8 protein-coding genes are annotated in these 11,674 nt (G+C 66.4%); 6 read left to right on the top strand and 2 right to left on the bottom strand.

What is annotated here, in order from left to right; all coding sequences use genetic code 11:
* Window positions 1–60 precede the first annotated feature (60 nt).
* The 6 genes from ACIPRS_RS17425 (at window position 61) to ACIPRS_RS17400 (ending at window position 8,772) form a co-directional block, all read left to right on the top strand.
* Complete coding sequence (locus ACIPRS_RS17425) at window positions 61–1,695, top strand: glucoamylase family protein (protein WP_446539455.1); 1,635 nt, start codon at window positions 61–63, stop codon at window positions 1,693–1,695.
* A 117-nt stretch (window positions 1,696–1,812) separates the two neighbouring features.
* Window positions 1,813–3,057: a sugar ABC transporter substrate-binding protein gene (locus tag ACIPRS_RS17420; RefSeq protein WP_446539478.1), complete on the top strand. Its 1,245-nt coding sequence runs from the start codon at window positions 1,813–1,815 to the stop codon at window positions 3,055–3,057.
* The gene (locus ACIPRS_RS17415) at window positions 3,054–3,938 is read left to right on the top strand and encodes a carbohydrate ABC transporter permease (RefSeq protein ID WP_337732174.1); all 885 of its coding nucleotides are present in this window, start codon (window positions 3,054–3,056) and stop codon (window positions 3,936–3,938) included. Before ACIPRS_RS17420 ends, ACIPRS_RS17415 begins: the two co-directional genes overlap by 4 nt.
* Window positions 3,935–4,756 (top strand): carbohydrate ABC transporter permease, encoded by an 822-nt coding sequence (locus ACIPRS_RS17410; RefSeq protein ID WP_446539454.1) that lies wholly within the window; start codon window positions 3,935–3,937, stop codon window positions 4,754–4,756. Before ACIPRS_RS17415 ends, ACIPRS_RS17410 begins: the two co-directional genes overlap by 4 nt.
* Window positions 4,757–4,793: 37 nt before the next feature.
* Window positions 4,794–7,949 carry a discoidin domain-containing protein gene (locus ACIPRS_RS17405; protein ID WP_446539453.1) on the top strand — a complete coding sequence of 1,052 codons (3,156 nt, stop codon included), beginning with the start codon at window positions 4,794–4,796 and terminating at the stop codon, window positions 7,947–7,949.
* Window positions 7,950–8,070: 121 nt separating this feature from the next.
* Window positions 8,071–8,772: a hypothetical protein gene (locus tag ACIPRS_RS17400; RefSeq protein ID WP_446539452.1), complete on the top strand. Its 702-nt coding sequence runs from the start codon at window positions 8,071–8,073 to the stop codon at window positions 8,770–8,772.
* 155 nt (window positions 8,773–8,927) lie between these two features.
* Here ACIPRS_RS17400 and ACIPRS_RS17395 read toward each other — a convergent pair whose 3' ends face one another.
* The gene (locus ACIPRS_RS17395; RefSeq protein ID WP_337732170.1) at window positions 8,928–9,584 is read right to left on the bottom strand and encodes a bifunctional 4-hydroxy-2-oxoglutarate aldolase/2-dehydro-3-deoxy-phosphogluconate aldolase; all 657 of its coding nucleotides are present in this window, start codon (window positions 9,582–9,584) and stop codon (window positions 8,928–8,930) included.
* 148 nt (window positions 9,585–9,732) lie between these two features.
* Complete coding sequence (gene edd / locus ACIPRS_RS17390) at window positions 9,733–11,643, bottom strand: phosphogluconate dehydratase (protein WP_337732169.1); 1,911 nt, start codon at window positions 11,641–11,643, stop codon at window positions 9,733–9,735.
* Between the last annotated feature and the right edge of the window lie 31 nt (window positions 11,644–11,674).

The following is an 11,674-nucleotide window of genomic DNA, read 5'->3' as shown; positions in this document are numbered from 1 at the left end:
CCGTCTGACCGGCGGGTTTGTTTCATGTGGTCCTGTAAACGATTACAACGGAACGACGTTTTGAAAAAGATCACCCAAGCCTCGCGTTCGTCCTGGTTCACCGGCGTAGCGCTGACTCTGTTGATCGCGGGCTGCCAGAAGGCACCCGAGCAGGTTGCGGCGCCTGTCGCCAAGCCTGCCGCGCCTGCGGTCGCCGCCAAGCCCGAGCCACCCGCGAAGCCGGAACTGCCCCCGCTGTTCCGCGACATCGAACGCCGCACGTTCCAGTTCTTCTGGGACACCACCAATGAAGTGAACGGCCTCACGCCGGACCGCTATCCGTCGCGTCCGTTCGCCAGCATCGCGTCGATGGGCTATGCGCTGACCGCGTATCCGATCGGCATCGAGAATGGCTGGGTGAGCCGTACCCAGGCAGTGGACCGCACGCTGACCACGCTGAAGTTCCTGCGCGACGTGCCGCAAGGTCCGCAGAAGGAAGGCAAAGGTGGTCACAAAGGCTTCTACTACCACTTCCTCGACATGCAGAATGGCCACCGCTTCGACAGCTGGGTCGAGCTGTCCAGCGTGGACACGTCGCTGCTGTTGATGGGCGTGCTGTTCGCGCAGTCGTACTACGACCGGGACGACGCGCGCGAGAAGGAGATCCGCGACATCGCCGACACGCTGTACCGGCGCGTGGACTGGACGTTCCTGCAGAAGAACAAGCCGCTCATCTCGATGGGCTGGTTCCCCGAAAGCGGCATCATCCCGCATGACTGGAAGGGCTACAACGAAGCCATGCTGGTGTACGTATTGGCGATGGCGTCGCCCACGCACCCGGTCGGACCCGAGGCGTGGGAAGTGTGGACGCGCAGCTATGGTGAGCTGTGGGGCGTGTTCCAGGGCCAGGAATACCTGACGTTCGCACCGCATTTCGGCCACCAGTACAGCCACGTCTGGATCGACTTCCGCGGCATCCAGGATGCCTACATGCGCGAGCGCGGCATGGATTACTTCGAGAACAGCCGCCGCGCCACGTACGCACAGCGCGCGTATGCGATCGAAAACCCAATGAAGTGGAAGGACTACGGCGAGAACGTGTGGGGCCTGACCGCGTCCGACGGTCCGCAGCAGACCACGCAGGAGTATCGCGGCGAACAGCGCCAGTTCCGCCACTACTCCGCACGCGGGGCCGGCTTCCGTGAAAACTTCGACGACGGCACCATCGCACCGACCGCTGCCGTGGCCTCGCTGCCGTTCGCACCGGAGGTCGTCATCCCGGCCACCGAGGAAATGCACCGTCGCTACGGCGACTATCTGTATTCGAGCTACGGCTTCCTGGATTCGTTCAATCCGAGCTTCGACTACGACATCCCGCTGAAGACCGGACGCATCGTGCCGGGCAAGGGCTGGGTCTCCAGCGACTACATCGGCATCGACCAGGGTCCGATCCTGGCGATGATCGCGAACTACCGCAGCGATTTCGTCTGGAGCGTGATGAAGAAGAACCCCTACATCCGCGAGGGCTTGCGGAAGGCGGGGTTCCAGGGCGGCTGGCTGGATGCGAAGACCGACAAGGCGGTTGCCGCCGCCACCACAGAACCGGCAGCGCCGGCGGATCCCGACGCTGCGGCCGCACGTGCGCTGGGCTCGGCGGAGTCGCGTGCCAACCAGGCCGCACAGCCTGAGGCGGCGCGTCCGCAGCAGCCAGAGTAAGCTGCGCACATGGATGAGCGTGCGCCAGCATGGGTCTCTCCAGCACGCATCAGGGTCTTCTCCGGTGGAAGGAGGGCCCTGGTGCGCTGCTGTTCTCTGGCGTTCCTGCTGTTCGCGATGACCGTCGCCGGCTGCGCGGACACGCGGGACGAGCGCACGGTGGTGCGCTTCTGGGTGATGGGGTACGAGGGCGAGGTGGTGGCGAAGCTGCTGCCGGAGTTCGAACGCCAGCACCCCGATGTCCATGTCGACCTGCAGATCGTGCCCTGGCTGTCCGCTCATGAAAAGCTGCTGACGGCTTTCGCGGGCGAATCGCTGCCGGATGTCAGCCCGATCGGCAATACCTGGATACCCGAATTCGCCGCGCTCGGTGCACTGGAGCCGCTGGACGACGAGATCGCCGCGACACCGGGTTTCGATCAGGGCGATTTCTTCCCCGGTGTCTGGGATACCGGCGTGATCGAAGGCCGCGCGTACGCAGTGCCGTGGTATGTGGAGACGCGCCTGCCGTTCTATCGGCGCGACATGCTGGCCAAGGCCGGCGTGGAGACCTTGCCGGCGAGCTGGGATGAGTGGCGCGTGGCGCTGCGGCAGGTGAAGCAGGTCGCGGGGCAGGGCAACTACTCGATCCTGCTGCCGCTCAACGAATTCGAGCCGCTGCTCAGCCTCGCCATCCAGCAGCCCGAACCGCTGCTGCGCGATGGCGGCCGTTACGGCAACTTCCGCAGCGAGGGCTTCCGCCAGGCGCTCGGTTTCTACAAAGAGATGTTCGAACAGGGATGGGCGCCGATCGTCACCAACAACCAGATATCCAATGTCTGGGACGAGTTCGGCAAGGGGTTCTATTCGTTCTACATCTCAGGCCCCTGGAACATCGCCAAGTTCAAGGAGCGCCTGCCTGCCGCGCAGCAGGACGACTGGATGACGATGCCGCTGCCGGGTCCCGAAGGTCCCGGTGCCTCGCTGGCCAATGGCACCAGCTTCGTCGTGTTCAAGGATTCGCCGAACAAGGCGGCGGCGTGGAAGCTGATCGCATGGTTGTCGTCGCCGTCGGTGCAGGCGGAATTCCATGCGCTGACCGGAGATCTGCCGCCGCGTCGCTCGCCGTGGCAGACACCGGCGCTTGCGGGTGATCCGTATGCCCGTGCATTCCGCGAGCAGCTGGAACGTGCCGTCTCCACTCCCAAGGTGCCGGAGTGGGAGCGCATCGCCACCGAGATGCGGCTGGTCGGCGAGCAGGTGGCGAACGGCCGCATGACCGTGGACCAGGCGGCCGAGGAACTGGACCGCCGCGCCGACCGGATCCTCGAGAAGCGTCGCTGGATGCTGGATCAGGCCGCGAAGTCCGGAGCGGCACCATGAGGTCGTCGCATTCGCTTGCGGGCTGGCTGTTCGCCGCTCCCGCCATCATCGTGATCGTGGTGTTCTTCGGTCTGCCGGTGCTGGCCGCGCTCGCGCTCAGCCTGACCGATTTCGACATCTATGCATTGGCCGATCTCGACAACCTGCGCTTCGTCGGCGTGGACAACTATGTCGGCCTGCTGCAGAACCCGCTGTTCTGGAAGTCGCTCGGCAATACGGTGTACTTCGTCGCCGCAGGCGTGCCGTTATCGGTGGCGCTGTCGCTCGGCGCCGCGCTGCTGCTGCATTCGAAGCTTGGCCGCTTCAAGGGCTTCTTCCGTACCGCCTTCTTTGCGCCGGTGGTCACGACCGTGGTCGCCGTCGCGGTGATCTGGCGCTACCTGTTCCACACCCGATACGGGCTGGTGAACTGGGCCCTGTCCTGGGTGGGCATCGATCCGGTCGACTGGCTGGGCGATCCGGCCTGGGCCATGCCGACGATCATCCTGTTCGCGGTCTGGAAGAACTTCGGCTACAACATGATCATCTTCCTCGCCGGCCTGCAGAGCATCCCGGAAGACCTGTACGAAGCCGCACGCATCGACGGCGCTTCGCGCTGGGCGCAGTTCCGCCACATCACCCTGCCGCAGCTGGGCCCGGTGCTGCTGCTGGTCGGCATCCTGACCATGGCCGGCTACTTCCAGCTGTTCGCCGAACCCTACGTGATGACGCAGGGTGGCCCGCTGGAGAGCACCAAGAGCGTGCTGTACCTGATGTATGACGAAGGCTTCAAGTGGTGGAACCTGGGCAACGCGTCCGCCGTGGCATTCCTGCTGTTCGTGCTGATGACGGCGGTCACCAGCGGGCTGCTGTGGTTCGCACGCAGGCGGGGTGTCGAATGAACACGCGCGTCGCCGCCGTGGCCGTCAATGCGCTGCTGGTCGCGCTGGCCATCGTCAGCCTCGGCCCGCTGCTGTGGATGCTGTCGGTGTCGTTCATGCAGACCGGCGAAGCGGGGCATTTCCCGCCGCCGTTGCTGCCGGCGGCCCCCACGCTCGACAACTATCGCGAACTGTTCGTGCGCGCGGGCATGGGGCGTTACCTGGTCAACAGCTTCATCGTCTCCACCTGCGTGATGCTGCTGTCGCTGCTGTTCAACACCATGGCCGGCTACGCCTTCGCCAAGTTGCGCTTCAAGGGGCGCGACCGCACGTTCCGCGCGCTGCTCGCGGCGCTGGTCATCCCGGCGCAGGTGGCGATGATGCCGCTGTTCCTGCTGTTGAAGCAGATGGGGCTGGTGAACACCTATGCCGGCGCCATCGTGCCGGGCATGGCGGCGATCTTCGGCATTTTCCTGGTGCGGCAGTACGCGCGCTCGATCCCGGACGAACTGCTCGAGGCCGCACGCATCGATGGCGCCGGCGAGGTGCGCATCTTCTTCCAGATCGTGCTGCCGGGCCTCAAGCCGATCCTCGTGACGCTGGCCATCTTCAGTTTCCTTGGCGCCTGGAACGATTTCATGTGGCCGCTGATCGTGCTGAGCGATGACGCACTGCAGACCCTGCCGGTGGCACTGGCAGGACTTTCGCGCGAGCACGTGATGGATTACGAACTGATGATGGCGGGCTCGGTCGTCACCATCCTGCCGGTGCTGCTGCTGTTCCTCGCATTGCAGCGCTACTACATCCAGGGCTTGTTGCTGGGCAGCGTGAAAGGCTGAGCCTGTCGCCTTGCAGCCCCTTGTCGGAGACGAAAACATGGTGTCGACCCATTTCCGCGCTGCGGCCGGTTTCCTGCTGCTTCCCCTGGTCGCGTTCAGTGCCGCAGCCGCCGAACCGGTGCGCGTGCTGGACGGTTTCGACGACGTCGCGACTTGGCGGGTGGTCACGTCGAACCAGGTGAGTGCCGCCGTTCGGCTCGTCGATGGCGTGGAAGGCAAGGCGCTCTGCCTCGACTACGATTTCAATGGCGTGTCCGGGCATGCGGGCATCCAGCGTGACTTGCCGCTGGAATACCCGGCGAACTACCGGTTCGGCTTCCAGTTGCGCGGCGATTCCCCACGCAACGACCTGCAGTTCAAGGTTATCGACGCGAGTGGCGACAACGTCTGGTGGGTCAACCGGCCGAAGTACGACTACCCGACGACCTGGACACCGGTGCGCTACAAGCAGCGCCACATCGACAAGGCCTGGGGACCGGACCCCGACCGCGTGCTGCGTCGGAGCGCGAAGCTTGAGTTCACGGTCTACAACAATGCAGGCGGCAAGGGCGCGATCTGCTTCGACCAGCTGACATTCCAACCCTTGCCGGTGGATGACGGAGCCCCGCTGACAGGCAAGGCAAGCGCCACCGTGGCGTTTCCTGCAGGGACACCGACGATGGCCGTGGACGGCAGGCGGGAGACGGCGTGGTCGGCCGATCTGCATGGCGACACGGATCCCCAGCTGACGCTGGACCTGGGCAAGGTACGCGAGTTTGGGGGCTTGGTACTGCGCTGGAAATCCGGGCAGCACGCTTCGGACTATCTGGTGCAACTGTCCGACGATGGCATGCGCTGGCGTGACGTCCGCACGGTGGTGGGCGGCGATGGTGGCAACGACTATCTGGCGCTGCCGGAATCGGAGGCGCGCTATGTGCGCGTCAATATCGGCGATGGTCCCGGACGTTCGTTCTCGCTGGCCGAGCTGGAGGTGAAGTCGCTGGCGTTCGCCGCGCACCCCAACGACCTGATCAAGGCGATGGCGGCCGAATCGCCGAAGGGCTGGTTCCCGCGCGGATTCAGCGGCGAGCAGCCGTACTGGACCATCGTGGGCCTGGATGGCGGGCGCGAGCAGGGATTGATCGGTGAGGACGGGGCGATCGAGATCGCGAAGGGCGGCATCAGCGTCGAACCGTTCGTGCAGGTCGATGGCCGCTGGATCGGCTGGGCGGACGTGCAGGCGACCCAGTCGCTGCAGGATGGCTATCTGCCGATTCCGACCGTCGCCTGGAAGCATGCCGCCTTCGCGCTTTCCACCACGGCTTTTGCCGCAGGCAGACCCGGCGACTCGCGCGTCGTCGCCCGCCATCGCCTGACCAACACGGGTGTCGCCCCGCGAGACTACGTGCTGGCATTGGCCGTACAGCCCTGGCAGGTGAATCCCCCCAGCCAGTTCCTCAATACGACGGGCGGCTTCAGCCCCGTCAACGCGCTGGTGCTGCGTGACGGCGTGGCCACCGTCAATGGGCGCGACAGCGTGCGGTTCGCGCAGCCGGACGCGGTGCTGGCCTCCCGGTTCGATGAAGGGCTGGTCCGCGAGCGGCTTGACGTGGTCGATGCCGGGGGCGAACAGGGCAGCGCGCACGTGACGGGCGACGCGACCGGCCTCGCGTCGGGCGCGATGCTGTACCGGTTCACCCTGGCGCCGGGCGAGAGCCGCGACATCGACTGGGTCGCGCCGCTGGAAGGCGATCTGCCGACGCGTATCGATGCCACGCGCGACCGCGATGCGACGGCCGCCATGTGGCGCGGCAAGCTCGGTGAAATGAAGCTGCAGGTGCCTGCGGAAGGACAGCCCGTCGCCGACACCCTGCGCACCGCACTGGCCCATATGCTGATCTCGCGTATCGGGCCGCGCCTCCAGCCGGGCACGCGCTCCTACTCGCGCAGCTGGATCCGCGACGGCGCGATGATCTCGGAAGGGCTGTTGCGCCTCGGTCGTCCGGAAGTGGTGAAGGAGTACGTCGAGTACTACGCGCCGTACCAGTTCGAGAACGGCAAGGTGCCGTGTTGCGTCGACGACCGGGGCAGCGACCCCGTGCCGGAGAACGACAGCCATGGCGAGCTGATCTTCAACATCGCCGAGTACTACCGCTATACCGGTGACAAGGCTTTTCTGAGGAAGATGTGGCCGCACGTGCAGGGCGCTTTCGCCTACATGGAGGAACTGCGTCTGAGCGAGCGCACCGAGGCCAACCGCGCGGTCAATGCGGCCTTCTACGGCATGATGCCTGCCTCGATCAGCCACGAAGGCTACTCGGCCAAGCCGATGCATTCGTACTGGGACAACTTCTGGGCATTGCGGGGTTACAAGGATGCCGTCGAGGTCGCCGACGCGCTGGGCGAAACCGCAGCGTCCAAGCGCATGGCGGCGTCGCGCGACCAGTTCCGCGATGACCTGTACGCGTCCCTGCGCGCGGCGACGCGCCTGCACGGCATCACGTACCTGCCGGGTGCGGCGGAAATCGGCGATTTCGACCCCACCTCGACCACCATCGCGCTGGCGCCGGGCGGGGAACAGGGCAAGCTGCCGGCCGACCTGCTGCACGGGACGTTCGAGCGCTACTGGACCGAGTTCGTGCAGCGCCGCGATGGCAAGCGCGAGTGGAAGGATTACACGCCCTACGAATGGCGCAACGTGGCGGCCTTCGTCAGACTGGGCTGGCGCGACCGTGCCTGGGACGTGCTGGACTACTTCTTCAAGGATCGCGCACCGCAATCCTGGAACCAGTGGGCGGAAGTGGTGTCGCGCACACCGCGCAAACCGTTCTTCGTCGGTGACCTGCCGCATGCATGGGTGGCGTCGGATTTCGTGCGCTCGGCGCTGGACATGTTCGCCTACACGCGCGAACTGGATGACAGCATCGTGCTGGCGTCAGGCGTTCCCTCCCGTTGGCTGGATGGCGAGGGCATCGCCATCGACGGCCTGCGGACACCGAATGGCGTGCTGGGCTACTCGCTGCGTCACGCTGGGAACGAGGTCGTGCTGGAAGCGAAGGCCGGGCTGAGATTGCCGGCGGGCGGACTGGTGCTGCCGTGGCCCTACGGAACGACGCCGGGCGAGACCCGCATCAACGGCAAGCCGGCGCAGTGGAAGGATGGTGAACTGCGCATCACCTCGCTGCCCGCCCGCGTGGTGGTGAAGATGCCCTGACCGGAGCAGCGCAGCTTGCTCCGCTGCCCTGCCGTGGAGCGGAGATCCGCACGGCGGCCTGCAGGGGCCGGGCAAACTCCGGCGCTCTGCGCCGCATCGCGGGTCGGAGTACATTGCCCATGTGACGTATCGTCCCGTCGCCGCCATGCCCGCCGACACCACCCGCATCCCGCTCTGGCCGTTACCGTTGCTGATCACGTTGTTGTTCGTGGTCGCCGCGCACGCCGCTTACCTGTTGTCGATCCAGGGCGGCCATGTGCCTGCCTGCATGCCCTACACGGAAGGTTGCGTCTCGATCAGTCGTGCGGCTCGGCACGGACTCGGCAATCACCTGTTCCGCCTGATGGTGATCCCCTGCGCGGTGCTGCATGCGCTGGTGTGGTGGCTGTCGGTGCGCTGGTTGCACGGCGGGCGTGCGATGCTGCTGCTGGGTGTCCTGTCCGCGTTCGCACTGGCGGTCTACGCCACCTTCCTTGGCACCGAAGGCGAGACCTACCGTTTCCTGAGGCGCTACGGCGTGGTCGTCTACTTCGGATTCGGCTATCTGGCGCAGTTGGCGCTGATGCGGCGTGCCTCACTCTCGCATGCACTGCCGGCAAGCACGATCGCAGGAATGTCGTGGATCGCGCTGGCGATGCTGTTGCTCGGTGTGGCGAATGTCGCCGCCGGTTTGTTCGTCGCCGACCCGGCAGCGAAGGACCGGTGGGAGAACGTCTTCGAGTGGTGGCTCGGACTGCTGATGGTCGGCTGGTACGCCGTGCTCGCCTGGGGATGGAGACGGCAGGGCGTGTCAGTGGACCTCAAGCCCCATGCTCCCATGTAGGAGCGACGTGAGTCGCGACCGCACGGCAACAGCCACCTGTAGCACCGGGGCAAGCACGACACCTTCCTGGCCCTGGCGAGCGGGCTGCGTTCCGATATCAGGACGCCTCATTCTTGCGGTCGCGACTCACGTCGCTCCTACACACGGCGGAGATGTCAGCCGCGCACGCGCTGCACGATGCCGGCGGCCTTGGCCGAACTCTCGGTGACCTTGTCCCACTCGCCGTTGTCCAGCCAGCCTTTCGGGACCATCCACGAGCCGCCGATGCAGACCACGTTGGGCTGCGACAGATAGTCGGCGGCGGTGTCTTCGGTGATGCCGCCGGTGGGACAGATCTTCAGTTCCGACATGGGGCCGGCGAGCCCTTTCAGCATCGCCAGACCGCCCACGGCGGTGGCGGGGAACAGCTTGCACACGCGGAAGCCGCGCGCCATCAGCGACAGCAACTCGGTCGGCGTGGCGGCGCCGGGCACCACCGGGATGTCCGCGGCGGCCAGCGCTTCCGCCATGTGCGGCGGCGTGCCGGGTGTCACCAGGAAATCCGCGCCCGCCGCGATGGACTGCTCCATCTGTTCGACGGTCAGCACCGTGCCCGCGCCGATCACGATGTCCGGCAGCTCCTGCTTCAGCATCGCCAGCGCTTCCATCGCCACCGGCGTGCGCAGTGTCAGCTCGATCGCGGGCAGGCCGCCTTTCAGCAATGCTTCGGACACCTTGCGCGCTTCATCCAGCGTGTGGACGGTGACGACCGGCAGGATGCCGGCGGCGCGGAGGAGGGATTCGGCTTTCTGCTGGCGGGCTTCGATGGTCATCATGTATCGATCAGTTGGAGTGGGCCCCTCTCGCATCGGGAGAGGGGTTGGGGAGAGGGCGACGAAGGTCAGGGCAGTTCACCATCACGATGACACCCACCCTCATCCGCCCTTCGGGCACCTTCTCCCGAGGGGAGAAGGGGAAAGCTCATGCATCCTTGGCTTCATGCGGCGCTTCGGCGGCATGCGCGGCGTCGCCCAGTTCGTACTCGGCATCGTATTCCCAGGTGCCGTCGTGGTACGGCAGGCCGCAGGAAATCGACATCGCGCCGCGATCCGCAGGGGTGACCACGTCGCGACTGACCGCGAACAGGTTGCGGCCCATGTCCAGCGCGGCGGGCGAGGTGTTCGGTGCGATCTCGCGCGCCGCCCATTCCGCCGCATCGACCAGGGCTTCCAGCGTGCCGGCTTCCGCATCGAGACGCACGATGTCGCCTTCGCGCAGCTTGGCCAGTGGACCACCGCGGGCGGCTTCCGGGGTCAGGTGGATGGCGGCGGGAATCTTGCCCGAGGCGCCGGACAGGCGACCGTCGGTCACCAGTGCCACGCGCCGGCCCTGGTTCTGCAGCAGGCCCAGCAGCGGTGCCAGCGAATGCAGTTCCGGCATGCCATTGGCGCGAGGGCCCTGGTAGCGGACCACGGCCACGAAGTCCTGCGGCAACACGCCGGCAGCGTGCAGCTTGTTCAATGCGCGCGGATCATCGACGACCACCGCAGGCGCTTCGATGTAGCGGTACTCCGCCTTCACCGCCGATGTCTTGATCAGCGAACGGCCCAGGTTGCCGCGCAACAGGCGAAGCCCACCCTGCGGCTCGAACGCACGCGAGACGGGACGCGCGACCTCCTCGTCGGCACTCTCGGCTACGCCGGGTGCGTAGGCCAGCTTGCCGTCCTGCAGGCGCGGTTCATCGCAGAACGCGCGCAGCCCGCCCGGCACGATGGTGGTGATGTCGTGCATCAGGCCGGCATCCAGCAGTTCGCGGAACACGAACTGCGTGCCACCGGCTGCCGCGAAGCGGTTCACATCGGCTTCGCCATTGGGATAGACGCGGGCCAGCAACGGCACGGTCTGCGCGATCAGGTCCATGTCGTCCCAGGTCAGCACGATCCCGGCCGAACGCGCCACCGCGATCCAGTGGATCGTGTGGTTGGTGGAGCCGCCGGTCGCCATCAAGGCCGCCATCGCGTTGACGATGGCGCGCTCGTCGATCAGGCGGCCGATCGGACGGTAGTCGTCGCCCAGCGCGGTGATGGCCAGCGCGCGTTCGGCGGCGGCGCGCGTCAACACGTCGCGCAGGGGCTGGTCGGGATTGACGAACGAGGTGCCCGGCAACTGCAGGCCCATCGCTTCCAGCAATACCTGGTTGGAGTTGGCGGTGCCGTAGAACGTGCAGGTGCCGGCGGCGTGATAGCTGGCGGCCTCGGCTTCCAGCAGTTCCTCGCGCGAGGCTTCGCCGGCGGCGTAGCGCTCGCGTACCGCCGCTTTTTCCTTGTTGGGGATGCCTGGCGACATCGGGCCAGCCGGCACGAACACCGCCGGCAGATGGCCGAACGCCAGTGCGCCCATCAGCAGGCCGGGCACGATCTTGTCGCACACGCCCAGGTAGAGCGCGGCGTCGAACATGTCGTGGCTCAGCGAAATCGCCGTGGCCTGCGCGATCACGTCGCGCGAGAACAGCGACAGTTCCATGCCGGGGCGCCCCTGGGTCACGCCATCGCACATGGCGGGCACGCCGCCGGCGACCTGCGCGGTGGCACCGAGGTCGCGCGCCACCTTGCGGATGATCTCCGGGTAATGCTCGAACGGCTGGTGCGCCGACAGCATGTCGTTGTAGGCGTTGATGATGCCGAGGTTCGGCGTCACGTCGGCGCGCAGCCGGCCCTTGTCGGTGGGCCCGCAGGCGGCGAAGGCATGCGCCAGGTTGCCGCAGCTCAGGCGCGAGCGTTGCGGCCCGTCGCGGTGCGCGGCATCGATGCCGTCGAGATAGGCACGGCGCAGGGGGGCGCTGCGCTGGCGGATGCGTTCGGTGACTTCCTGGATGCGGGGGTGCAGGCTCATGGGCGTAGGGCTAGGCTGCAGAGGGATGCAT

The organism is Pseudoxanthomonas sp. LARHCG66 (genome assembly GCF_052871755.1).
This window is presented reverse-complemented; position numbering and strand designations above follow the sequence as displayed.